We start from the raw sequence: 24,820 nt of genomic DNA, 5'->3' as shown, positions 1-24,820 counted from the left end.
ATTAGTTTTAATAGGTCAAAGGTCGTGGAGAATACGTTCATGGCTGTATGCAAAGCCCTGAAAGTTGTATGTAAATCAAGGGTAGGCTAAAGATTCTAAAATCGTCCCTTCAGTTTTCAGTGGCCGGCAAACTTATCCAATAGCTCGTATTCTTCTTCTCTTTTCTTCATGCCCATCATAAGTGAAGTGATTTTCTGTACGAATTATTATGAAAAGAGCTATTGCTGATTTATTTGACTCAGCTCTGAAAGCATCTATCCTGGCATCGAACGACTCGGCCGAAGCGTTTGTACCTCGGTTATCAAAGTAGTTCAAGATATTGTTCTGGTGGAGATTAATGGCTTTCCCAACGGTATTAAGATTTAAAGCCGGATTGCTCCACCTTTGTTCTGTTAAACGTACCGTTCTACATATTAATTGGCTTCAACCTAAAGCTTCCGCTTTATGACTTAATTTTCAGATGCCCTGCTAAATCATGAAAATATTGCGGAGTCCAGATATCTAAAGCTTTAGGATCCGGGATGAACCTGCTGATGTCTGCTTTTACACGGTTCAAATCCACACCGTCAATCTTTGCATGTAACAAGCCCTGAAATTCTTCCGGTGTAATTGACTCCTCTTTCCAGTCGCCGCTGTCTTTTGCCCGAAGGCCGAAATGTTTGAGATTTAGCGGAATGCCTTTTTTAATATACCACTCCATATCATACCAATCCCGGCCTTTAACATTATTCTTCCACTTGCGGAATAACAGTGCATGCATTTTACCAGCAAAAAGATCTGAAATAGTAAAGCATTTTACATAAAAAGAGAAGGGTTTCAGTAATAGTTTTTCTTCCGTTTCAAAACCCATCGGCGGCATGGTATCTACTTCCAGCTTAATTTTGATATTCGCTTTCTGCTCCAGCCCATTTTGCGGTACCACGCCTTCTAAAACCAGTTCTCTCCATATCGTTTCTGATTTTAAGAACGCCGACTCAATGTTATTTTGATTCGTTTTTTGTTTTTCCTTAACAGATACCCGCATGCCCAATGAATCAAATTCAGTGAGAATGGCATCTAAATACTTTTCCAGGGAAAAATCAGGATTAACGTCCAGAAGTGAAAAATCGAGATCTTCGGAAAAACGGTTAAGCCCGTAGAATATTCTTAATGCAGTTCCTCCGTAAAAAGCCGCCTTTTCAAAAATCCTGCACGCTGTAACCCTGCAAGTGCGACTTCCTGCATAATTTCACGCAGGGCCTGCAATGCCTCCTCCTTATTGGCAGGATGGTAGGAGTCCAGCCATTCTTTTATCATAATTTTTCAATCATTTTTATAACCATCGACAAGCTGTCCCTCTTGGGGGCATCCCTCAGCCATGAGGACATCATCCTGGTATTTAGTCCTTTTAAAATATCTTCGTCCATTCTCAGGTCTTCAATCAAATAAACGGCCGCACTTTTCTGGCTTCTTAGTATTATTCCCGCAGTTGCAGCGATTTTATCAAACAGAGCCTTTTCCGGCGATGCTATCATCGCATATTGTTCATCTGTTAACTTTGCCTGCTTTAATCCGAATGAATAATATGGCAGATCCAGATGCGCATAAGTAAATACGCCCGAAGATGTAGTAAACCTACGCGAAGCTTTGGTGGTCATGGATGAAATCTCAAATACCCGCTCCGGTATTAAGCCGTGATAAGACAAAGCACTGTCTAAAGAAACATAACTAGGCCCTAATATGTGATTAGCAAGAAGAAAAGGTTCGGGCTTATTGGTTTTTATTGCAGGGCCGGCAATATACAGACCTTTCTTTATAGGCCGCAGTATGCCTTCCTTCAACAGTTCATGCACCTTGTCGTTAGGCCTTCTGTAATCCTTCAGCAGAGACAGGATTACCTGACGAGTCAAAGGCTGCTCCGCATATGCTTGTATAACCTGGCCGAAATCCATATTCAAATGTATAAATTTTATAAGATAATCGGATATAAACCGATTATCGTGGCCACAATTTACATTATTTCGTAAGCTGTTGATTTATTAAAGACGGACAAACTAGCGTCCTGCTTGTGTGCGTGTGTGTTAGAAAACATAAACCTACGGGCGATGTTCCCTACGTCTACGAGAATAGATTGATATTGTCGCCGTCTTAACCACCAAAAGTGGGGAAGAACCACTATCGAGCGGAAAAGTGGTGCACTTTGCAGCGGAATATCCAGTGAGGAGTTCAGACTGAAACAAAATTCAGTCTGCGTGTCAATAACGAGAGCTGAAAGAGCCCTTCGTTATGACTAACGAATCTCGAAAATCACGAGTGTTATATAAAATTCCATTCAAACGCCCGCTGACTGCTGGAACCTCGCTATAATTATGATACTTAATCTTCGATATTTCTATTTCAAAAGGTGGTTTATCAAACCGAGGAGCATAAGTGTTTTCCGTCCCATTACCGGTGCTGACTAAAATAATTCTATCTTCTTGAGGCGTGTTGTCGATCCCTTGATTACTAATTCGATAAAGACCTATTTTGAAGTCATATAATTGAAATTGGAGATTTACGGACTTGCCTTTTTGCAAGTCTGCTTTATTCAGATTAATAGTTACAAAATAACGTTTTATGCCGGCGTCCAAGCCATACTGCGCAGATACGAAATGCCCTGCATCACCGTTCTTAACTGACACTTCCTTCTCACCTACCATTGCCTCAAAATACTCACTATCCTGAGAGGGAGCCCTGCCAATATCATCTTTTTTCGAGCATCCAGATAAAAGCAAAGTAAGCATAATTGCATATTGAACCTTTTTGCTTCCAAAATATTCTTCGATCAATTTAAGCCTGTAGATCATTAGTGTAATATAACTTCTAATAACTAATCGTTGTAATAAAATACGTTTAATAATGCAGGGATAGCATTATTAAACGTTAAAAATGTTTTCATTAGTATCGATTTACCGGCATTACCACCATCTCAACTAAACAAAGTACATTGTAAGTGCTCGCGGCAGCGAGCCGTGGGCAACGGCTCGCTGTTAGCTACACATTAAATTGCCGCAGGTGATGGTCGTTGTGTTTATACGCAAAGATTCCTATTTGCTCTTTTGTCATTTTGCCAAAGAAATCATGAATGAAAGCATTATTGGAAAAATTCTCGTAATTCTTGATTTGCTCTGTCCAAACGGAAATCTCCTCTTCTAGTCTTCCTTCTGTCTCTTTAATAGTAAATCCTTTCCCTGCAGGCATATTCCTGCCCATCGGTTTGTCATCTTTGGTGTTGCTCTTCAAGGCTATTTTGCCAAAGAGCTTTCCAAGAAATTCCTGTTTGTAAACGAAGTCCTTCTTTCCAAGCACCCACTCGTTCCAGATAGTGCAGTGCCTGGCCATTTGATAGATAGTCATCTTACCCCAAAGAGGCTTACTGTCTGGCACTAGTAAAGCAATTCTTTGGATGAGTTCTTCTCTTCTGCCCGGATCAAATAGTGTTTTCATTGTCGAAATTGTTAAGTGGCTGCAACGAGAAATAATTTCCTGAATCGTCCTTAAAGAGCGCTTCTGTTCCGTAAAACTCTTTGGTGGGCGGCTTAATGAATTCTACCCCCTTCGCTTTAAGTTCTTCATAGGTGGCAAAAATGTCATTGCATGTCAATACTCCGCAACCGAATATTCCCTTCCTGATCAGATCAATTAAATTATCCGCAACATCTTTGGGAAACATTTTACTGACCGTAACAGGAAACAAGACCAATTGCAAATCCGGTTGTTCGGGAGGTGAAACGGTTAGCCAACGGGTGTCCGGGCCCATTGGAATGTCATCCACAAGGTTGAAGCCTAGCTTGTTGACATAGAAGTCGTAGGCACTATCCTGGTTTATAACGTGGATGTTGGTGACGGTCATTTTCGTAATCATTGCTTTTCTCTTTAGATTGTTAAGACAATCCAAAGTTGAGCAATGATCTAAGACTTCGCTTCTTGAGAATTGCTTTTTTTGTCCAGCCGTGCATAAAGGCATAGCATTTCGGAACGAAGGCCAGTGGCTGCGATTCGATTTCACTTTTCCGTTGTTTGGAGCTGCTCAGGAACGCAGATGGTGTTTTGCCCACTGTTTTGCTGAACAGTCCGCTAAAGGTACTTACACTATCGTAGCCCACTAAGAAACATACTTCCCTGACGGGTATGTCCTGCAGCAAGAGTTGTTTCGCTTTTTGAACCCTGACATGTGTCAGGTATTGATGCGGGGTTTTTCCGTAAATGGATTTGAAGAGTCTTATAAAGTGAAATTTGGAAAAAAAGGCCTCGTCAGAAATATTACCCAGATCAATTTTCTCAGCATAGAACTTCTCGATAAATAGCTTCGCCTGCACAACGCGTCTGTACAGATATATTTTGGGATATTGTTCGGTTGCCATTTGGTAGTCGGTTGATGTCCTAGTTTCTTTCCTCAATGTTAAGTGGATATTCCGCTGCAAAGTGCACCACTCTTCCGCTCGATAGTACACCACTAATTCCGCTGCAAAGTACACCAGTCAATCCATGCGGTTAGGGGTAGCGATTGTTGGATACTGTTCCAGATAAGGTAAAAGCTACGGCTTTTATCGGCTGACATTCCGACACAAACTACACCAATTATTCCGCTGGAAAGTACACCAGTTCCGGGAGTTTAACAGCCAATGTATAGGTTTAGCAATTCGACTAAACGCACATATGGCAAATAAGCTTCTAGGCATGCATAAGATTAGACAGATACTACTTTTCCTGGATCGAGGTGCTTCTCAGCGCACCATTGAAAAGGAAGTTAAGATTAACCGGCGTACGGTAGCCTCCTACCTGGAAAAGTTTCGCCAGACAGGCTTTAGCCCTAAAGAGCTGTTGACCTTCAATGATGAGGATCTGGAAGGCTATCTGGGCTTAGCAAAGACAGTCCTACCGGAGGATACTGACCCCAGAAAAATTCACTTCAACAGCCTGAGGGAGTACTTTAGAAGTGAATTAAAAAGAACCGGTGTTACCCGTTTATTACTTTGGCAGGAGTACATCAGTGAATATCCCGAGGGCTTCCAGTATTCGAGATTCTGTGAGCTTCTTCAAGAACACATTAAGATCAATAGTGCGGTGATGCATTTTGATCACCAGCCAGGAAAAATGCTTCAGGTTGATTTTGCCGGAGATGAACTTCATTATGTTGATCTCTCAAGCGGAGAAGTGATCAAGTGTCCGGTATTTGTTGCGGTACTCCCATTTAGCAGCTATAGTTACGTTGAGGCCCTCAGAGATGCTAAGCTTCCTCAGGTTGTGTCAGCCCTGAATCATGCCCTGGAATACTTTAGCGGCGTTCCGCTGGCAGCTAAGTCCGATAATATGAAGCAATGGGTAGCTAAAAGCAACCGTTATGAACCGGTGTTCACCCAGATGCTGGAGCAATGGGCCAATCACAATCACATTGCCCTGCTGGCAGCCAGACCCTATAAACCTACCGATAAGCCCTCGGTGGAAAATACGGTTAAAATTGTTTATCAACGTATATACGCACATCTTCGCAATGAGACCTTTCACAGTATCCAGGCACTTAATCGGGCCATCAAAGAGAAGTTGAACGATCACCATAGCCTGAACTTTCAACGAAAAGCTTTTAGTCGCCAGGAACTATTCGAGCAAGAAAAGGAGTTCTTACAGCCACTACCTGCTTTGCCCTATGTCATCCGCCATTATACCAGAGCCAAAGTGCAAAAGAACTACCATGTAGTGGTGGGAGAAGACTGGCACTTCTACAGCGTGCCTTATCGTTATATCGGCAAAGAAGTGCGTATCAGCTATTGCCAGGATACTGTAGAAATCTACGATCAGGCAAGCCGCATCGCTGTTCATACCCGCAACTTTAAAAAACACGGTTATACAACCCTGAGAGAACATATGCCTGATGCTCATCGTCAGGTGAAAGTACAGGGAGGATGGGATCCGGACTATTACCTTAAAAAAGCAGCAGAATGCGGCCCCTCTACCAAGGTGTATTTTCAGAAGGTTATGGAGAGTAAACTAATTATTGATCAGGCCTATACGTCCTGTCAGGGCTTGTTAAGACTGGCTGCAACCTATGGACATCACCGCACTGAGGCAGCTTGCAAGCGGGCTTTAAAGGGGTATAAGTTCACCTATACAGCCGTGAAAAACATTCTGGAGAACAATATGGATCTTTTGGAAGAGGCCTCGCCGGCTGCTTACCAGATCCCCCTCCATGATAATCTGCGCGGAGCAGAGGCTTACATGGAATCTGAATAGTAACATATATAAAACATGATGAATACACAAAACACAGTAGAACAGCTAAAAACGCTCAAACTCAACGGTATGGCCAAACGTTATGAAGCAGCGCTCAGCTTGCCCGTACACGAACTACAGGACACTCATGCTTTACTTGCCATGATGGTTCAGGCAGAAGTAGAATATCGGGAACATACCCGTACCCAGAAATATCTCAAATCCAGCAAGCTCCGCTATCATGCATTACCCGAGGACATCCTTTGTACACCTGAAAGAGGGATCAACAGGGAGCAGGTACTTCGCCTTTCGGACGGTATGTTTATAGAGAAGGGTGAAAATGTACTTATTACCGGAGCTACCGGTTGTGGTAAAAGCTTTCTGGCCTGCGCTTTAGGGCGCAGCGCCTGCTTGCTTGGCTACAAAACATTATACTTCAGTATGAATAAGTTCCTGGACGCTCTGGCTCAAGCAAGGTTAGATGGTACCTATTTGAAGTGGATCAAGAGCATCGCTGCACACCGCTTATTGATCCTGGACGACTTTGGCCTAAAAGGACTCACCAACGATGCCAGGATCGCCTTGCTTGATATCCTTGAAGATCGGTATGGAAGCGGTGCAACAATCATCACCTCACAATTACCGGTAGACAACTGGTATAACTTCATTGAAGAGCCAACACTTGCAGATGCAATTATGGACAGATTGGCAGCTTCTGCACACAGAATCGCACTTGCAGGAAAATCCTTAAGAAAAAGAAAAAATCAGTAGGTTTGAATTACTTAAATCTTCCGGTAACTGTACTGTTTGTTTAAGGTGTTTTTACCTCCGAAATAAGTGGTGTACTTTGCAGCGGAATGCTGGTGTACTTTCGTCGGAATATCTATTAAGATAGGGATTATGATCGGTAAATTCGTAACCGTCCAAAATAAAATGAGGAAATAAGAAAAAAGAGGGAGGTTGTTTTACCGGAAGATCGACACGTTTTAATCGCGAAACAAAGCTGACAAGCTCCGTGATAAAAGCAAGTCTATTCAGTCAAATATTATTTGCTTAGTCCACAGATTTTGGTCCAGATCCATTTCTGCACGCTAATATCTTACTTTTACTCTTCTCTCCACAACTTTTGTCCCTGTTCCTCTTTGAACTGAAATTTTTGAGAAAAGTGGCTTTTTAACGAAAAAAGCCGCTTTTTTAAGCGGCTTTCTACTTGTTTGGAGGTTTCTCCGTGATCCCGCTGGGACTCGAACCCAGGACCCCAACATTAAAAGTGTTATGCTCTACCGGCTGAGCTACGGAATCTTACTTTATCTTTGCGTTTAGCTTCTTTAGAACGTCTAACCGTTTCCGTTAAAGTGATGCAAAGATACGGCTGGAATATATATCCTCCAAGACTTGTTTTGCTTTTTTTGAAAATAGCGCTTAACAACTTAACGCTCAGTTTAATTAATTTTTATTTCACGCCATAATCAGACCAGTAAATGGCTTTTCTGCTTCGTTAAGGGGTATTCCTGATGGATATTCCACTTCTGTCCGTCGTGTTTTAGCAGGGTAAAGTGATCAATCGTAAAAGTACACTTCAATTTTCGCTCCTTGCAGTCCTGCCATAGATCGGTCAATAAGGACCTCTCTGATCTCGCCAAGCTCATTTGCCATATCTTCGGGAGGAAGTATAACGGTCGGGTAACGTCTTCTAATTAAACACAGGACTGAAGGGTCCTTGCCCTGCGCTCTTTACTTAAGGAAAAACTGTTTTGCAGTCATCGACTATTATGACCTCTGAATTGCGCAGACACTGTCTGCACAATTCAGAGGTCATAATCAAACCGTCGCTCAGGGTTATCGCTTGCAGAAAGACTCCCTTTCCTGATCGACGCAATTTCTTTAACGCTCATTAAGATTTCAAAGAAGTGGGCTTCCTGACACCATTACCACTAATTCGTTAGCGATCTCAAAAAGAGCTTATTTCATAAATTTATTGTAATGTTAGCGCCTTTCTATATTAAGACCAGGATCATTTCGGTGTTTTCAGGAGCTCAGGGTACATCAGTCTCAACTCAGATAGCTTTCTCTAATTCAAGAAACAGAAGAATCGGCGTCCTCATTTATTCCTGCTTGTCATTTTTCACCCCGCAATGTCCCTTTATTCTTTTCCGATCGTCATCAGGAAAAGACTAAAAATGAAAAACAAACAAACAGCCCTCTGCCGGCGCCAACAAAAGAAAACTTACTGGTTTTTTATTATGACAATCCTGATGAGTATCAAAAAGCCAACAAGCGGATACAGGCAAAGGGCATAAAGCCTGTTGAACCGGAAAATCCTTATTGGAAAGGAAAAAGCGAAACATATGAAGATCCTGACCATTGGAGGATTATCCTTTTTAACGGAGTTTATCATCCCTGACCCTCTCTTAATTTCGGATGGGCCGATTGCGTGACAACAATACTCGTTATCGTTCCACGTCAATGGCTTAGCGTCGGCCCACATCAGGGTCAACTAATTCCATATCTTGAACGGCATGTATGTTACTTCCATTCTTGCAAGTAACATACTTTATGCCATTCTTGTATCTGAAATTGCCAGGAGGAGATGTGTCTATCGTTAGAGCAAAACCTGCCCCTGTTCTACACACTTTTCCTCACCGGTATAAGGGGCGGTCTTTCCTCGTCTGAGCTCCTGCGCCGCCTTGAAATCACGCCACTTTCTGGTCAACCGCAGTGCTCAAAATTCCCTATTCCCTATCAGCACCCTTTCTCCTCGCTGATACCACAAGCCCTGCAATAACCAATACAGTACCGAGTACTGCCCATAAGGTGACAGGTTCATGAAGGAACAGATAGCCATAAGCATAACCAAGCACCGGTACCAGGTAGAGCCAGGTGCCTGCAGCAACTGCATCAACTCTGAGCAGATGCAACCACAGCTGATTAGCTAAAAAGGAGAGGGCGATGATCATCCAAAGGAGCGATCCAAACAGGTTCAGATCCCAATGAGCTACATGGCCCTGACCAAACAGCATTGCAAATGGAAGCAAAGCCAGCCCTCCAAGGAACACCTGCCACACGTTAAATACTTCGTTCGGCAGAGATAACTTTATTTTGGAAAAGTATATACTGCTGAAGGCATAGGCAAAGACATAGATCAGCAGCAGCGCTATGCCCAGCGGTTTTATTGTCGCCTGTCGCAGATCAAGTACGGAGGCCAGTACCAATCCCACAAATGCGATCAGCATACCCCATATCTCAGCTTTTCGAAGCTGCCGTTTTAATAACGCCGCACTTAAAAAAGCGATCGCCAAAGGTGTAATGGCGATAAAAAGCGTGCTGATGCCAGCGGATGCATAACGTTGTGATGCCGAGAATGAGCCCAGCGTCAGCGTCGTATTCAGCAGCCCGTATATGAGGATCGGCTTCCACTCTGCCCTTGCAGGCCAGAACCTGTACACTTTGCGAGTAAAGTAAAAGGGACCAAAAAGCAGCCCTGTCCCTAAGAACCGCATAGCGGCAAGTATCAGCGGATCTGCAGAATTGAGTCCGTACTTAATCGCTACAGATCCGGTGGCCCATAGTGCAGCGAACAGTAGTCCCGGAATTATTAAATTGCGCATTCGTATCTCTTTTGAAAGTTTCAAAACTACTTTCAGGAAGCGGCGGAAAAAAGCAAAAGATCTTCATCATTTAATTGAATAAATTTCAATGATGAAGATCTGGCAATTTAGTTGAACCTACAGCACTTATGAATATTGAATTACGACACTTCAAACTGATCAAAGCCATTGTAGAAAAGGAGAGCCTGTTAGGCGCTTCAAAAATTCTGCACCAGACGCCGAGTGCCCTCAGCTATCAGCTGAAAGAAGCAGAGTTGCAGGTGGGGACTCCCCTCTTTGATCGGGTGGGCAAAAAGCTGGTCCTTACCTCCGTTGGCGAAAGGTTTTTGAGTTCGGCCGGCGTCATCCTGGAGGAACTGGACAAGCTCACCTACGATATAAAGCAACTCAACAACGGTCAGAGCGGAACCATCCGCATCAGCACCGAATGTCACACCACGTATTACTGGTTACCAGCAGTACTCAGAAAGTTTGCACAGCACTATCCGGACGTGAAGATCGATGTACGATATAATAGTACCGGCCACCCTCTCCCGCTATTGTTGGCCGGAGAACTGGATATGATGATCTCCTACACCTACAAACAGGATCAGAGAATCAGGCAACTCGAATTATTCCGCGACGAAATGCAGGCGATAATGGCAGCTGATCATCCCTTCACCCATAAGGCACACCTTGAAGCGGAAGATTTTACACAGGTGACTCTTATCACACATGCATCCAGTCTGGAACAAACCAACATCTACGAAGAGCTGCTGAAAGAAAAAAGCTTCTGCCGGCGGATGTCATCCATATTCCATTTACAGAAGCCGCTATTGCCATGGTGAAAGAAGGTATCGGCATTATGGTCCTTCCTAAATGGATGCTGAGGCCGTATTACGAAGAACAGCACCTCGTATTCAAGTCAATCACCACAGAAGGAACCTTCCGAAGGCAATATCTGTCTGTGTTAAGTAAAACGAGATGGCCCGACTATTGTGATCTGTTCATCGCCTATCTGAAGGAAGAATTGATGCGACGTGATTAAAGCGAAATTACTTTGCTGGCTGTATTCATTCTGCTCAGGCTTAATGGGCATAAACGCACTGCGTACCCCTTGCATTACAGGTAAACCGGTAGGGCGAGACAGAAGCTAGTGTTACCAGTTGGCCGGGGTTACTCACTTCTGCAAGTGACGGCACTAATGTAACTGAAAAGCTCTTCACTGCGTATCCGTACTTCAGCCGGCATAACCTTCGGCTGAAGACATTAGTTCTGTTGCTTTATTCAACTATCTTGTTAATGCATCTCAAAAATTTAAGAAAGTTTTCAAACTCAGCCATCTCTCCTGTATTCACCAGATCGCCGCTAACCACGACAAAGATTTCCTTTGTATCATTTGTTCTATTCCGAAAAACGTTTACCATTGGTTCGATCTTCCGAGAAAGATCTGTGGTAGCTTTAAAGTAAGAGAACTACAGCGCCATGCAGCCGTAATACAGCTTACACAACATACAAACTATTCAAATATTACAGGCCCATCCATACCCTTTTTAAAAAGCCAAGCCAGTTACCACTCAGCATCCGCTCAACGTCAGCGTCACTATATCCTCTTTTGCTCAGCAAGCCACCGAGACTTTGCAGGTCGGCAATAGTTTCAAGATCGGATGGACATTGTTCTCTTCCAAAAGCCCCGTCCAGGTCAGATCCTATTCCTACGTGCAGCGTGTTGCCGGCTATCTGGCATATATGGTCGATATGGTTAATTATAACCTCAAGGTTACAGTGAGTACTATGCGGCGTCGACTCGCCTCTGATCCAGTGCGGTACCATCATCCATGCGTCGAGTGCTACCCCTATTACGGCATTCCGGGTAATGAGGGCCCTGATCTGTTCATCACTGAATTGCCGGTTATGATTTACCAGCCTTCGGCAATTAGAATGACTTGCCCATACTGCACCATTAAAATGATCAAGCGCCTGCCAGAAGGCATCGTCGCAAAGGTGCGTCACATCCAGAATAATATTCAATCGTTCCATTTCGCGGAGAAGGCTTAGCCCCTCTTTGTTCATTCGCCCGCTCGAATCTGTACCGTTGGCATAGCGGCCCGGGCCGTAATGAGCAGGGCCTAACGCTCTTAGTCCATAGTTCCACGCCCTTTCGAGATATTCAACGGAGACTATAGAGTCAGCTCCCTCAAGGCTGAGGATATAACCAATTGGTTTTCTCTCCCTGTCTATTTCAGAATTATTCCATAAATCGAGATGTTTATTCAATGAGGAAAGATCTGTAATTTGAACCATCTCTCCCGCTTCCTCCATGGCCTTGTACCATGCAAGTTGTCCCTGAGTCTGAGCCCAGGCCTGCTCTGGCGAATGCCACCCAGGCAGGTGATTTTCCGGAGCTACATACCTCGCAATCTGGGTAGCAACTACCAGACCTATATTTCCCTTACGGAGTTCAGGCAACGAAACGACTGCTTTCGCCCGGTCGGGCTTGTCGTAAAGTCCTCTTTCCCTTTCATTGATCAGTGAGACGGGTAAACGCAAGTCCCTGTTCCATTCCAGCGCATTCATACTCAAATCCAGATGAGCGTCGACTAGTAACATAATGGTTGTTTAGCAGTTGATTTTTCTGTCGCGGGCAATGGTTTTCCATTCGCCCGCAATCTTATTCTTTTTAATTACAATGGCTTTCTCGTAGAGCGCAACGGTGGGGCATACGTGATGAGGAACGCCAAACAAAATATCACCCGGCCGATACTGATGTGAAAGTCCGGCATTGACGACCAAATGCTCCTCGCTCTGGCTTATCGGCTCTAATTCGGGCGCGTTCAAAAAGTAAATCCTCTTTTTTAGTTCGTTTTCTGCGGCAACCGATTTATGGCCCACATCCACACACAGCAGCCCATCGGAAGGTAAGCTGACAACACGGCAAATAATTAACGCAGCATAAACAAAAGGTTGCTCCGCGCACGATGAAGCATAGCCCTTATCCCAGTAAATAAATGTTCCCGGACTACACTCAACATCTCCCCTTTTTGCATGAACCGGAAACGTGGGTGTTCCCCCGGCTATCACTACCGGATCAAAGCCCAGATGAAGCAATGCAGAGCGTAGAGATTCTACGCGGGTAAACGCCTCGTCACACTTTGCAGTCCGGAGCCCGAGGTCTGCATCATGAATGTGTCCGTCATAGACATGTAAACCAATGGGATCAAGCCCCGGCAGGGAAGCGCATAGTTCAAAAAGAGCGACTGCCCCATCGGGGTGTATGCCCGTCCGGTTCATCCCTACATTGACGTCAATGAAGACAGGGAGGCGACCAGTTTCCGCCTGCACTTTAAGAGACAACTCCATCGCTGCGGCTGCATGATCTACCAGACAGGAGTAAGAGGTATGAGGATATCTTTTGATAAGCTGCATGAGCCTGTCGATCTTAGGACCCAAAGGCTGGTAAGCCAGCAACACATCATCGGCCTTCACCATACCAAGCATCTCAGCCTCTGCAATAGTGGCACATTTAAACTTTCGGATACCAGCATCGAGCATTATTTGCGTCGCCTCTCTGCATTTATGGGTCTTAACATGAACCCGTAAGCGGCGAACATCCCCAATAATTTGAATAAGAGCATCGATATTCTGTCTCACGTGATCTTCATAGACGACAAGAGCGGGAGAATCAACAGTCTCTAAGTCCGAAAAAAAGAACCAGTGATTTGGCTGGGCGCACATGTTATAAATTTAATATAATTCAAAAAGCGCTTCCACTTCTACGGGAATATTATCGGGAAGAGACCCCATTCCTACTGCACTGCGAACGCCCACCCCGTTGTCGGTTCCCCATACCTGTGCAAACAACTCGCTGCATCCATTTATAACAAAGGCATGTTTTTCAAACCCGGGAACGCAATTGACCATACCCAGGACTTTTATCACCCTCTTTACCTTATCAAGACTTCCCAGATTAGCTTTTATAGTCGCCAGGATAGCTAGTCCGACCTGCTGAGCAGCAAGCTTGCCCTCTTCCATAGTGAGCGTATCACCAACCCGCCCGATAATAAGAGACTTGTCATTCTGCACGGGCCCATGTCCTGAAACATAAAGGTATTTACCGTCAATTAAGCAGGGCTTATATACACCAAGCGGAGTTGGAGCAGGCGGAAGGACTAATCCCGATTTAGCAAAATTCTGATCTGCAGTACTCATTCTATTTTCTTTTTGAACAATATTAACATTAAAACTTTTCCTGGAGTTCTCATTCTTATTTCCTGCACCTTTATAAACAATGCCAGGATTAAAACAGAGTCGGGTGAATCGAACTCCCCTAAAAATTTGCAAAGCTACTTTATGAACAATGCTAAGATTAAAACTCCTGACAGCCCTGCTACTGAAACGATAGATTCCATTACCGACCACGAGCGAATTGTATCCTTTACACTCAGGTTAAAATATTCTTTGAACATCCAGAAGCCCGAATCATTAACATGAGAGAACATTAAGCTACCGGCGCCAATTGCCAGGACCATCAAATTGGGATTACAATGAGATGCTGCCATTGATGGCGCAATTAGACCAGCTGTTGTAAGACCTGCTACAGTTGCCGACCCCACCGAAGCTCGTATTACCGCTGCTATGAACCATCCAAGCACAAGCGGAGGCAAGTCGGTACTCTGAAGCATGATACCGATCTGGTCGCTGGCCCCGCTTTCCGTTAATACTTGCTTAAGGGCTCCCGACCCTGCAATGATCAATATAATCATTCCCACGTCCTTTACCGATTCTGCGTAGGTCTTCATTACGGCATCAATAGAACGTCCCCTTCTCAAGCCCAGGGTAAAAGTTGCGATGACCAAAGTAATGATCATCACAATAGAGGGGTTTGAAATCAGCTTAAATACTTCAGAATACTTTCCTCCATTAGAAAGAATAAGGGGAAATAATGTTCCGGCGGCAAGCAGGGCTACCGGTAAAAGAGCGGTTATAAAACTATTCCGCGTACTCGGGAGCTCTGCGTCGGGTATTGAAGCCGGGACAAACAGCGAAGATGGTTCGGACTTTATATTTTTTAGCAACATCGAGAATAGAGGACCTGCAAGAATGATAGTCGGAACAGCGACACCGATACCATAAAGGAGCGTTAATCCCATATTGGCATGAAACTGTACAACCAAGGCAGAGGGTGAAGGGTGCGGGGGAAGGAAACCGTGCGTTACCGACAATGCAGCCAGCATAGGCAGACCTACATAAACGGCCGGCAGCTTGTACTGATAGACAATTGAAAAGATGAGAGGCACCATCAAAACAAATCCCACCCCATAGAATAAGGGGATCCCGATTATAAATCATGTGACCATCATTGCCCACTGAATGTACCTCAATCCGAACACTTTCATTAATGCAGAAGCGATCCTTTGTGCTGCTCCGGTTTCGGCGACCAATTTCCCCAGCATCGCTCCCAGAATAATGATAATGACAAGCGAGCCGAGCGTATCACCTATTCCCTTTTCTATTGCCGTCATCACTCTTCCTGGGGGGATTCTCAATAATAAGCCGCCCACAAAGGAGACGATCAGAAAAGCCAGGAACGGATTTATCCGGAGAAGGCTAATGAAAACAACCAGGAGTATGATACAACCTAAAACGATGAGGATAGTCATTCAGAGCGTCTTTATTAATGGCAGATTTCAACTTGATTAATAAAGCTACTAAAGAGAATCACTTGTTACAACTTAATTTGCAATGAATTAAATATTCAAGATGCCGTATATAGTTTGTCAGGACGGCTTGATGATGAATTAAGCCAGACGCTGGGAATCCGTTTTTCGACAGTTCAACTGTCCTGATGAGCTTAGAATTATATAACCTGCTTTGGGAGCTATTTCAACCACGAGTTCGTTCACGCCTTGCGCTTATACGCATTAACTGTCAGGGGAATAACTGCGGCGAGTAATGCAGAACAGATTAAACGCAACAACTTTATACGGCTTTAAATATTTAATATTTTAATCATTAATTAAATTATCTTAAATAGACCTTCTGGCCCCTCTGACTCATCTTTCCGTTCTGCAGCTGTCCTAAGCCATATATTGCTTCGCCGGTATCGAGCAAAAATGCCTGACGCACATTATAGGTTTCTCTATTTACATCTTTGACACGGGTGAACTGTGTCCCATGGTCTTTCTCGGTTAAAAGAAGTTCGCCGGAAGGCTTTTTGAAGGCCACTTTCCCCGTGACCAGATTCAACTCCACCTGAAGGGATGCACTTTTCATCGTAACGATATCGGCCGAACGAACCGTGTTAACAGATATGCTTTCGGGTTCCCTGATCACCGATAAACTTTGTTTTTTAAGCGCTTCACCTTCCGGATACCTCACGATCCGTACGATACGCGGCGAATAGAAGGAGAGCTCCACTTCCATCCCCTGCATGAATGTTTTGATGCCTGTCTGTGTTTTAGTGAACGTCTGAGCATTGCCGTTAGCGGCAATACATAGGAGAAGCAATCCCCAAAGAATGTGTCTGGCCATGTTGTGTAGCAAGTGTTTTTTTTGATCATAAGGAAGAATATTTGTGTGGATGTGAAATTGACGCATAAAATAATCCGTTTACTTGCAATAGTGAGTCTGATGACTCTGAGCTGCTTCAGTTATACACAGCTTAAACTAAGGGGCTATGTTGGCGTTGCGGGAATGAAACCAGCAGAAGGAGTAAACGTTTTGCTGACCGCAGAGTCGGGGAATGTTTTGCAGGCAACGACGGATAGCCTGGGTTCATTTGCTTTTTTCCCGCTGAAAAAGGGGAACTATACGCTGAGTTTTAGTCATCTGAATTACAGAAGCGTATGGAAACAAGTCGCCATTCATCGCGACACAATTATTTCGGTCCGGCTGGAGAAACAGACTCAACTGCTGAAGGAAGTCAACGTGAGAGCAAAGACAAAATTGCTGGAACGGAAGATCGATCGTACCATTTTAAACGTTTCTGGAAATAAAGCACTGACAGGGGCTGATGCGATAGAGGCAATTAACCTGATGCCTGGGGTAAAGGTGCGAAACGAGGCCATTCAAGTGGCTGGTAAAGGGAGTGTCGGCCTCCTTGTCGACAACAAATTACTACAGCTGTCTGAGAAGGACCTTATTCTTTATCTGCATTCTCTTCCCGCCTCTATGATCGAGCGGATCGAGCTGATTACAAGCCCGCCTGCGCGTTTTGATGCGGAAGGAAATACAGGCCTTATACATGTGGTACTGAAGAAGACTAAAAGCAAAGGAACCAGCGGGGTGCTTAGCGGCAGCTTTGTAAAGGCGTCCTCCCACACGGAAAATTTGTCGGCCAGTGTCAACTTTAACTCTGATAAAGTACGGCTGAACGTAAGCCCTTCGTTCCGGAACGATGTCGACAGAACGTATTCACGACAAAACATCTACTACCCTGAAACAGATCTATTAGGTTACGATCGGGAACGTCGGCCCTCAAATGCTGAGGGAGTGCAGATAAATATTGAAGCGACCGTATCGGCAAGAGCGAAACTAGGACTTACTGTTGATCAGAGGGCATCTTTTATGACCGGAGATCTAACAGATCAGAGCTCCTTCAGGAGTAAGACCACAGACAGCCTGCTAATCACCGATAACGCAGTGGATGGGAAACGTTATAGCGGAATCTATAATCTGTATTACGAATCGAAGCTTGATACTTCCGGAAAGAAGATTTCACTGAACGTGAGCTGGCTTCAAAACAGGAATGATAATCATTCAACCTTTCAAACTCACAGTTACGATGAGAACAGGCAACTGCTATCTTCTTACGCGCCTTTGTCATCCGGGAACAACCGTAAAACGTCCGTATTTACAGCGGGAGCCGATATGGTATACCCTACTAGGGTGGCTAACCTGGAACTTGGAATGAAGATCACCCTGATCGACAACAACAACTATTCGAACTATCATAATTTCGGCGGGCTCGCTATCAGGAACAGCAGCTTTTTGTATGATGAGAATACAGCGGCCCTGTACGTGTCCCTGTCAAAAGATATTGGCAAGCTTTCTGTTCTGACGGGACTTCTGGCCGAAAACACTCAAACCACGGGTAATTCATTAACCCTGGATCAAAAGGACAAGGGCAAATACACGAAATTATTCCCCACTTTCAATTTGAACTTCAAGCCGAATGACGATCACAGCATTTCCTTCAGCTACGGCCGCAGGATCAGGCGACCGAGTTATGCGGCCCTCGACCCTTTCCGTATTTATAATTCCGTATTCTCCTATACAGAAGGGAATCCGCGATTAGAACCGTCCTACAGCAACAATTTTGAATTGGCTCATTTGTACTAAGACTTCTTGTCCTCATCGGTTTATTTCAATTACTCAACTAACGGCTTTGATGCGATAACAGAAGTTGAGGGATCGTCCTTCTTGCAGCGGGACATCTGGACCAACTTCCTGACAACGTATGAAACAGGGCTTACCGAAAGTGTATCATTTGACCAGCTATCCTGGTTGTCCTCTACAAATGATGCTCAGGTGTATTACAGTAAGATCCTGTCGAGCAATCCTGCGACTCGAAGAGTTGCAGAAGGCTTGAATGGGAACCTGTCGTCCACCAATACGTTTTTCTTTAACAAGAAGAAGAGCCTGACTGGCATGCTGAACTTCAAATATTACTTTCCGGGAGTAGAGGGAGTTGATCACATGAAGGCCTTTTCGAGCCTTGATATGGGCTTCAGTACGGCCTTGCTTAATAACCAGTTGCGACTGGCTTTGATGGCTAACGACATCCTGAAGAAGGATGTTTCGGCTTTCACCAGTGAGATCAACGGTATTTCTCAATATTACTTTGAATATCAGAACACCCGTAGGGTGAAACTATCGCTGAATTACTCATTCGGGAATAAGAGGAATACCAGCAGGCGCGAACTTGATGAGGAAGATTTTAACCGGGCAGAGTAAAAGAGGCGGCGGGAATTTCAGACGCACCTGCAACATCGGGCCAACCTTACTCCTTGAACGTAGATGGCAATGCCAGCAGCTGGTATTGAATGGTCTTAGCCAGCCGATAATTTCCCACTCCATTAAGGTGTAAGCGATCTGTGTCTTTCTTGCGAAAGTACCCAGCATGTGATGAGGTCAGAGGATAAAGGCCGGAGATGGAAAACAGATCAATGAGCGGAACCGACCAGTTTTGAGATGCCTGTTTGAGCACCTGCACATAGTCGTTGATATATAATCCCTGTGCATTGGCAAAACTTTCTTCAGGCTGCACGTTCCTGTCGTTAAATTTAGCGTAACCCCGGTGGATGGGGGTCATGATGATAATCTGTTGTTTCGGAAATTTCTCTTTCAGGAAAGACAAGACCATGTTGATGCGACCGCAGAACGTAGAGGGTTCATTAAGGGGCTGCCTGTACTTCCGGATCACTTCTATGCCGTTATGATTGGTGGTTTTGGTACTCTCTTCATAAAACGTGCCCAATGGAAGACCGTGATTATAATCATTCGTTCCGGCAAAAATAAACACAGCGTCAACATCATCAGGATGTTCATTATAGAGCGTAAGGGCCTGTTTATAAATACCATCCCATTGGTTGCCGCTTATGCCATATACGTAGGGCTGCAATCCAAGCAAATCTGAAAGGTACTCCCAGTATACCAGGGAAGAATCGCCCTTCTTCTTTTCAGTCATGGAGTCACCAAGAAATGCGATGCGCTTGCCCTTCCACTGACTGTTTAAAGTTCTTTCGTCCTTGTCTATTCTGACATTAGAAACACCTTGTCCGCGCACCAGCGACAATGGCAAACAGGCAATAAGTACCAGAGCATATAAGAATAAAGGTCTTTTCATTTTATTCGTTGTGTTTGGAGTTGATCCGCTAGAGGGATACCGCGACGAATATACAGTAATGCGGGAATAAACAAATGAGGGAGACTATTTTACGTGGCTGTTGACGCTGACTACTTTGACCCCATTCTGGTGAATAAATAATTGAGGGAGATTATTTTAAGACTCTGGGCGCGGGAATTTCCGGACTGAAGTTTAATTTAAATATGTTCAACAATAGCTCTTACAGAATGTATTTATAAGGAAATAACAATACTACCGGCCTCAACCTCAATTTAACTATCTATGAAAACAGTCTTGAAAATCGCGAAGGGACAAACACTGAAGCCTCTCCCTGCAATCGCCGGCAATTTATTGCAAATACTGGTAAAGGATTGATTGCTGCTACCATTCTAGCAGAACTAAGTACCCTTTCTGCAAGCGGCCAGCAAGTCCAGACTAAAATGCCGGTTGATCCTAACGAACTGAAGCCCATAGAACTATCTCCATTGGATGCTCCAACGGAGAAAAAGTCCGGCCCCTTGCCTACTCCCTTAAGCCCGGCAAAGAGAATACGCTACGCGCTGGTCGGCCTGGGTCATCTTACTCTGGAAGAGCTGCTTCCCGCATTTGCATCCTGCAAGTATTCAAAAGTGACTGCCCTGGTAAGCGGCGATGCCGCTAAAGCGGCTAAGGTGGCCGGTCAGTACGGTATTGATCCGAAGAACATATACAATTATCAGAATTACGACAACATTCGCAACAATCCTGAAATTGATGCGGTGTACATCGTCCTGCCAAACTCCATGCATGCTGAATTTACCATCAGGGCAGCTAAAGCAGGGAAGCATGTGCTCTGCGAAAAACCGATGGCAAACTCATCGAAAGAAGCCCGGGAGATGATCGATGCATGCAAGGCAGCCGGCAAGAAACTCATGATAGCCTATCGCATTCAATATGAACCCCATAACCGTCTGGCCAAAAAATGGACCAGAGAGAAAAAATATGGTACTGTAAAAATTATTGAAGCGGTAAACACCCAGAACATTGGAGATCCTGCACAATGGCGCTTAAACAAAAAACTGGCAGGCGGGGGCGCATTGCCGGATATCGGCATTTACTGCCTGAACACCATTCGTTTCCTCCTAGGCGAAGAACCGGTTGAAGTTCAGGGAAGTGTTTACAGTAGTCCGGGGGACCCGCGGTTTAAGGAAGTTGAAGAGGCCGTTCTATGGCAGATGAAATTTCCGAGTGGTGTGCAGGCAAACTGCACAACGAGTTATGGCGTACATCAGGCAAGAAGGTACCGCTGCTATGCCGACCAGGGAGGCTGGTTTGGCCTTGACCCGGCATTTGCTTATGAGCGGCTGCAGATGGAAGTCTCGCAGGCGCAGGACAAAATGGAAGTAAAACAAAGTCCTTCTCTTACTGAAGAGAATCAGTTTGCCTTAGAGATTGACCATTTTTCTGACTGTATCATGCAGAACAAGCAGCCCTATACGCCAGGAGAAGAAGGTCTTCAGGATCACCTCATCATAGAAGCTATCTATGAGTCGGCCCGGGCAGGCAGGCCGGTGAAGCTGGAGAAAGCGACAAGGCTCGATGCTACCCGCGGACCTGAGCCGAAGGAAAGCTGATCAGAGGATATGCTGCCATCAACGTCTGCCCGAACAAAAAGATACTTTTAATCCTGCTGACCGGCATTATCGCGGGCAGCTCAAGATGCAAAAAAGGACAAGGATGGTATAAATATGCCCTTCAGGCGGGCGGCTGGAAGAAGTGCCTAAAGACCACATCTAATCAACACCTGCGGCACTCTTCCCCGCAAGTGGCGGGCTATTCATCAACGTCGCCTAGGGCAGGACATTTACAAGTTTACCCCTGCGACAATTCTCTTAAAAGGCTGCCCCTATTTTACCCCAATGTGAAAATTGAGTAAGGACATTAGTAATCCCGCTTAGGTATGAGGGAGGCTCAGGGTCAGACTCCGGCTCAGGCACTGAACGATATAGAATGCCCGGATTGCGCAATCAGTGATTGCGCAATTCGGTATCCCTTATGTGGCCGTGCAGCCACCTGGAATCATTCAGAAGGTTCAGAATCAACCCGTACATCAACCAGATGACGACAGCCGCCTCAAAGATTCAGTGCTTGTAGAACTTCGCTTACAAAAACGGATCTTTTTAATACACCAGAATTTCGTTTAATATTGCAAAATATAGTTCAGGCATTGGTGGAATTAGCAAAGTTACAAAACATCATTACCAGTATACGCCGTTACTATCCGGTGTCCAACTCCTCTCTTGCCGAACTTGCCCAGCACTTCACGGAAGCCAGCTATCCCAAAAGCCATTTGTTAACGCAGCCCGGATTAAAAAGTAATCATGTATACTTCATTGAACGAGGCTGTACGCGTACGTTCTTCCATTTGGAGGGCGAAGAAATAACCAACTGGTTCAGCAAAGAAGGCGATGTTACATTTTCGTCGAGCTCCTTATATCATCGGCGGGCTGCCCGCGAATACGTGCAGCTTTTAGAGGATTCGCTGCTATACCTCATGCCAATTGATCAGCTCAACCGCTTGTATGAAACGAACATCGAAATAGCGAACTGGTCGCGTGTTATTCACCAGGAGGTGCTTTTAAAGATGCAAACTTTGCGACTGGAACGGCTTTCGCATCCCGCCAGGGAGAGATACGAAAAGTTCGTCACCGAAAATCCTGATTTGATCAGGCGGGTTAACCTCGGCTACATTGCCTCCTACCTGGGCATGACCCAGCAGCACCTCAGCACTCTGCGGGCGGACGTGCGATTTTAAGATAGATGAAAAATTATCAGCAGAGAGCTCTCTATCTTTGTTGCATACCCATGCAGGGTGATTCACGGAAACCCTTATAAGAACATCAATGACAAAAATAAAAGCCATAATTTTTGATCTGGACGGAACACTGGCTAACACCTTGCCGCTATGTATAAAAGCGTTCAGAAAGTCGGTTGAGCCCCTTATCGGACGTTCACTTTCTGACGCTGAGATTATTGCCACCTTCGGACCTTCAGAAGAGGGAACAATCATGGCCCTGGCTCCGCAACATTATGATGACGGCATTAGCTCCTACCTGCAGCACTACGAAGCCTTGCATGAAATGTGCCCCCTCCCCTTTGCTGGCATGAAAGAATTACTCGGGGAATTGAAGAGCAAGGGAGTGCGCATCTCCATGGTCACCGGAAAAGGAGTACACAGTACCGCTCTGTCATTGAAGCATCTGGACCTTTCCGGCTTCTTTGAAGTGATAGAAACCGGGTCTTCAAAGGGAGCCAGAAAGGCGGAAGGCCTCCAGAATATCCTAAACAGCCTGCATGATGTACAACGAGAAGAAGTAATTTATGTGGGAGATGCGCCAAGTGACATTATTGCCTGCAGGAAAGTGGGCCTCCAAATAGCGGCTGCTGCATGGGCTGAAACAGCGGACCCGGAGGAACTGTCAGCGCTTGCACCTGATCAGCTGTTTTACACTGTCCACGACTTTGCAATCTGGATAACGAAGAAGACCTGACAGCTGGTAATCCGCACCGGTCTTGCCGTTACTCCATAGCAATACTTGGAAACAGGCGAGTTTGATATACCAGCTTAGGGCAGCCAATTTCGTCAATTGCCTTTTCCAGATCACGCACAAGGAGACTGGTGATCGTGATAGAACTGCTTTGTGTAAATATCTTAGCATAACGAAACTGCTCAAAAGGAAGCATCTGAACACGATCCGGCCTACTCCAGGAGGGACTCCTGTTTAAGACAATCGGTAGTAAAGAGACAAGCACCCACAAATAAAAGTAACCTGAGACGTCAACACCAGCCTCCATCTTCATATAGACCGCCAAGCCCAGAGCGATTACCGTCACAGTTGCCATAAACTCGAAGCACTTCATGTGATTTCCGATCTCATGGTGGTAATGAAAAATCCCGTTCTTGCTATTTATTGACTATCGTCCATAATAACTCATTTCGTCCCATACCTCGCTCCTGCTATTTCTGCCTCCGCAATTGCCATGATCCTTTGTCAATCTCATATACGTAGTTAAGCTTGGGAGCCTCGCCGAAATACGTTACTTCCTGCTCCGCCGTCTTCATAGCTCCCAGACGACTGATCGCTATTTGCGACCGGATGTTTTCTGACCCGATGTGAAAGCTGACTTTGTTCACGAACCGGAAGGCATAGTCGAGCATAAGCGCTTTAACTGCGGGGTTAATGCCTTTGCCCCAGCAAGCTGTTGAATAAAATGTGTAGCCGATTAAAATACTGCTCTCGCCGGGATTGTAGTCATAAAAGCGGGTACTCCCAATGGTTAGTCCGCTAGCTTTATCCACGATACGGAAGGCGCCACCGCTCTTCATTGCCCCCTCGAAAAAGTTCTGGAAGACCTCCTTTCTCCACCGGTCCTTGTTGGGGTGCTGACGCCATATTTCAGGGTCGGCCGCTACCTCATATAGCAGATTAAAGTCGGTCCGCTGCAAGGGATAAAGGGTGACGGTTTCATTTTCTAATGTAGGCTGCAGGTCGATATTCATGGCATTAAGATCTTTTTCATCAGGATATCAGTCTGTTCGTCTTCGCCACCTTATCTGACGTTCCTGCGGTCTCTTCCATCTTGTATCCTTGCCTGCAAAATTAAGAAAATCAGACGACGAGAGAACGTCAAGGATGTTTCTTGACACTATTCCTAAATCCCGCAATAATGAGTATTTAGCGATCATCTTCGTATTAAGCCAGGCGAGAGCCAAGACGGCCAGGCCTCCATCTATTAACAAGCAGTCTAGCTTCGGACCTTGTACTCCCGTTACGGCCTCGTGAAGGTCGGACCGGAGAGGCTCCCTTTGGCACGATATTTATCCAGGCCGGAGCTACTCCTTTGAACCCTGCAGGCAGGAATTTGACAGGCGCTACTTCTTCTGTCGGCGATTTCACTATTCGTTGTATTGATTGCCTAATCAAGCGTGTTGTGATCAACCGACCTGGTACCAGCGTTTAACGTATTCACAGCATTCAATCGCTCAATCAAGGTGTTGTGATCAAAGTCGCTCTTGATCCATCAACAGAATTAAACGAAAGCGCTTGTTCAAACTCATCCAGCCTGAATTTTCTTCCTATTTTAAATTTAAAATAGGGCTGGTGTATCACAGCACTGA

Annotated in this window: 24 protein-coding genes, 1 tRNA gene and 2 pseudogenes; 9 read left to right on the top strand and 18 right to left on the bottom strand. The window is 45.1% G+C overall.

The genetic code is table 11. The features are described from left to right. Positions 1–132: 132 nt before the first annotated feature. From ACES2C_RS15790 to ACES2C_RS15755, 8 genes are all read right to left on the bottom strand, one after another. A complete protein-coding gene (locus ACES2C_RS15790; RefSeq protein ID WP_374166966.1) occupies positions 133–414 on the bottom strand; it encodes a transposase in 282 nt (93 codons plus the stop codon). A 28-nt stretch (positions 415–442) separates the two neighbouring features. Beyond that, positions 443–1,144: a nucleotidyl transferase AbiEii/AbiGii toxin family protein gene (locus ACES2C_RS15785; RefSeq protein WP_374166965.1), complete on the bottom strand. Its 702-nt coding sequence runs from the start codon at positions 1,142–1,144 to the stop codon at positions 443–445. A gap of 2 nt (positions 1,145–1,146) precedes the next feature. Then, positions 1,147–1,296: a hypothetical protein gene (locus ACES2C_RS15780; RefSeq protein WP_374164037.1), complete on the bottom strand. Its 150-nt coding sequence runs from the start codon at positions 1,294–1,296 to the stop codon at positions 1,147–1,149. Further along, a complete protein-coding gene (locus ACES2C_RS15775; RefSeq protein ID WP_374164036.1) occupies positions 1,293–1,931 on the bottom strand; it encodes a hypothetical protein in 639 nt (212 codons plus the stop codon). Before ACES2C_RS15775 ends, ACES2C_RS15780 begins: the two co-directional genes overlap by 4 nt. Positions 1,932–2,234: 303 nt before the next feature. After that, the gene (locus tag ACES2C_RS15770; RefSeq protein ID WP_374164035.1) at positions 2,235–2,825 is read right to left on the bottom strand and encodes a DUF5025 domain-containing protein; all 591 of its coding nucleotides are present in this window, start codon (positions 2,823–2,825) and stop codon (positions 2,235–2,237) included. A 187-nt stretch (positions 2,826–3,012) separates the two neighbouring features. Beyond that, positions 3,013–3,465 carry a DUF1569 domain-containing protein gene (locus tag ACES2C_RS15765; RefSeq protein ID WP_374164034.1) on the bottom strand — a complete coding sequence of 151 codons (453 nt, stop codon included), beginning with the start codon at positions 3,463–3,465 and terminating at the stop codon, positions 3,013–3,015. Beyond that, positions 3,449–3,883 (bottom strand): VOC family protein, encoded by a 435-nt coding sequence (locus ACES2C_RS15760; RefSeq protein ID WP_374164033.1) that lies wholly within the window; start codon positions 3,881–3,883, stop codon positions 3,449–3,451. Before ACES2C_RS15760 ends, ACES2C_RS15765 begins: the two co-directional genes overlap by 17 nt. 19 nt (positions 3,884–3,902) lie before the next feature. Next, positions 3,903–4,382 carry an AraC family transcriptional regulator gene (locus ACES2C_RS15755; RefSeq protein WP_374164032.1) on the bottom strand — a complete coding sequence of 160 codons (480 nt, stop codon included), beginning with the start codon at positions 4,380–4,382 and terminating at the stop codon, positions 3,903–3,905. Between the two features lie 316 nt (positions 4,383–4,698). On the opposite strand from ACES2C_RS15755, the gene istA reads away from it, so the two are divergent. Both istA and istB read left to right on the top strand, forming a co-directional pair. After that, positions 4,699–6,249, top strand: coding sequence for an IS21 family transposase (istA, locus tag ACES2C_RS15750; RefSeq protein WP_374164031.1), 1,551 nt, complete (start codon positions 4,699–4,701; stop codon positions 6,247–6,249). Positions 6,250–6,264: 15 nt separating this feature from the next. Continuing rightward, the gene (gene istB / locus ACES2C_RS15745) at positions 6,265–6,999 is read left to right on the top strand and encodes an IS21-like element helper ATPase IstB (RefSeq protein WP_374164030.1); all 735 of its coding nucleotides are present in this window, start codon (positions 6,265–6,267) and stop codon (positions 6,997–6,999) included. A gap of 458 nt (positions 7,000–7,457) precedes the next feature. Here the strand turns inward: istB and ACES2C_RS15740 are convergent. Further along, positions 7,458–7,530 (bottom strand) — tRNA-Lys (locus tag ACES2C_RS15740). Positions 7,531–8,302: 772 nt separating this feature from the next. Here ACES2C_RS15740 and ACES2C_RS15735 point away from each other — a divergent pair. Continuing rightward, on the top strand, positions 8,303–8,632 hold the full coding sequence (locus tag ACES2C_RS15735) for a VOC family protein (protein WP_374166964.1): 330 nt from the start codon (positions 8,303–8,305) through the stop codon (positions 8,630–8,632). A 328-nt stretch (positions 8,633–8,960) separates the two neighbouring features. Here the strand turns inward: ACES2C_RS15735 and ACES2C_RS15730 are convergent, their stop codons facing one another. Next, a complete protein-coding gene (locus ACES2C_RS15730; RefSeq protein ID WP_374164029.1) occupies positions 8,961–9,836 on the bottom strand; it encodes a DMT family transporter in 876 nt (291 codons plus the stop codon). A gap of 128 nt (positions 9,837–9,964) precedes the next feature. On the opposite strand from ACES2C_RS15730, the gene ACES2C_RS15725 reads away from it, so the two are divergent. Beyond that, the gene (locus ACES2C_RS15725) at positions 9,965–10,663 is read left to right on the top strand and encodes a LysR family transcriptional regulator (protein WP_374164028.1); all 699 of its coding nucleotides are present in this window, start codon (positions 9,965–9,967) and stop codon (positions 10,661–10,663) included. Further along, positions 10,555–10,863, top strand: a complete 309-nt coding sequence (locus ACES2C_RS15720; RefSeq protein WP_374166963.1) for a LysR substrate-binding domain-containing protein — start codon at positions 10,555–10,557, stop codon at positions 10,861–10,863. Before ACES2C_RS15725 ends, ACES2C_RS15720 begins: the two co-directional genes overlap by 109 nt. A gap of 482 nt (positions 10,864–11,345) precedes the next feature. Here ACES2C_RS15720 and ACES2C_RS15715 read toward each other — a convergent pair whose 3' ends face one another. The 5 genes and pseudogenes from ACES2C_RS15715 to ACES2C_RS15695 all read right to left on the bottom strand — a co-directional run bounded on the left by ACES2C_RS15715 (position 11,346) and on the right by ACES2C_RS15695 (position 16,346). Then, the gene (locus tag ACES2C_RS15715; RefSeq protein WP_374164027.1) at positions 11,346–12,425 is read right to left on the bottom strand and encodes a dipeptidase; all 1,080 of its coding nucleotides are present in this window, start codon (positions 12,423–12,425) and stop codon (positions 11,346–11,348) included. A gap of 9 nt (positions 12,426–12,434) precedes the next feature. Continuing rightward, entirely contained in the window at positions 12,435–13,550 is a 1,116-nt protein-coding gene (locus ACES2C_RS15710; protein WP_374164026.1) for a D-TA family PLP-dependent enzyme, read from the bottom strand. A 9-nt stretch (positions 13,551–13,559) separates the two neighbouring features. Continuing rightward, a complete protein-coding gene (locus tag ACES2C_RS15705; RefSeq protein ID WP_374164025.1) occupies positions 13,560–14,024 on the bottom strand; it encodes a RidA family protein in 465 nt (154 codons plus the stop codon). Between the two features lie 134 nt (positions 14,025–14,158). Beyond that, a pseudogene (locus tag ACES2C_RS15700) lies at positions 14,159–15,475 on the bottom strand (gluconate:H+ symporter). A 361-nt stretch (positions 15,476–15,836) separates the two neighbouring features. After that, a complete protein-coding gene (locus tag ACES2C_RS15695; RefSeq protein WP_374164024.1) occupies positions 15,837–16,346 on the bottom strand; it encodes a hypothetical protein in 510 nt (169 codons plus the stop codon). A gap of 99 nt (positions 16,347–16,445) precedes the next feature. Here ACES2C_RS15695 and ACES2C_RS15690 point away from each other — a divergent pair. After that, a pseudogene (locus tag ACES2C_RS15690) lies at positions 16,446–18,770 on the top strand (TonB-dependent receptor domain-containing protein). Positions 18,771–18,816: 46 nt separating this feature from the next. Here the strand turns inward: ACES2C_RS15690 and ACES2C_RS15685 are convergent. Further along, entirely contained in the window at positions 18,817–19,662 is an 846-nt protein-coding gene (locus ACES2C_RS15685; protein WP_374164023.1) for an SGNH/GDSL hydrolase family protein, read from the bottom strand. 371 nt (positions 19,663–20,033) lie between these two features. Here ACES2C_RS15685 and ACES2C_RS15680 point away from each other — a divergent pair, with 371 nt between their 5' ends. The 3 genes from ACES2C_RS15680 (at position 20,034) to ACES2C_RS15670 (ending at position 23,192) form a co-directional block, all read left to right on the top strand. Continuing rightward, positions 20,034–21,275 (top strand): Gfo/Idh/MocA family protein, encoded by a 1,242-nt coding sequence (locus tag ACES2C_RS15680; protein WP_374164022.1) that lies wholly within the window; start codon positions 20,034–20,036, stop codon positions 21,273–21,275. Positions 21,276–21,847: 572 nt separating this feature from the next. After that, entirely contained in the window at positions 21,848–22,456 is a 609-nt protein-coding gene (locus ACES2C_RS15675; protein WP_374164021.1) for a Crp/Fnr family transcriptional regulator, read from the top strand. Between the two features lie 88 nt (positions 22,457–22,544). Further along, a complete protein-coding gene (locus ACES2C_RS15670; protein ID WP_374164020.1) occupies positions 22,545–23,192 on the top strand; it encodes an HAD family hydrolase in 648 nt (215 codons plus the stop codon). Between the two features lie 28 nt (positions 23,193–23,220). Here the strand turns inward: ACES2C_RS15670 and ACES2C_RS15665 are convergent, their stop codons facing one another. Beyond that, positions 23,221–23,562, bottom strand: a complete 342-nt coding sequence (locus ACES2C_RS15665) for a hypothetical protein (protein ID WP_374164019.1) — start codon at positions 23,560–23,562, stop codon at positions 23,221–23,223. Between the two features lie 97 nt (positions 23,563–23,659). Further along, a complete protein-coding gene (locus ACES2C_RS15660) occupies positions 23,660–24,202 on the bottom strand; it encodes a GNAT family N-acetyltransferase (RefSeq protein WP_374164018.1) in 543 nt (180 codons plus the stop codon). Positions 24,203–24,820: the final 618 nt, after the last annotated feature.

The organism is Arcticibacter sp. MXS-1, assembly GCF_041902385.1.
Lineage (GTDB): Bacteria > Bacteroidota > Bacteroidia > Sphingobacteriales > Sphingobacteriaceae > Arcticibacter.
This window is presented reverse-complemented; position numbering and strand designations above follow the sequence as displayed.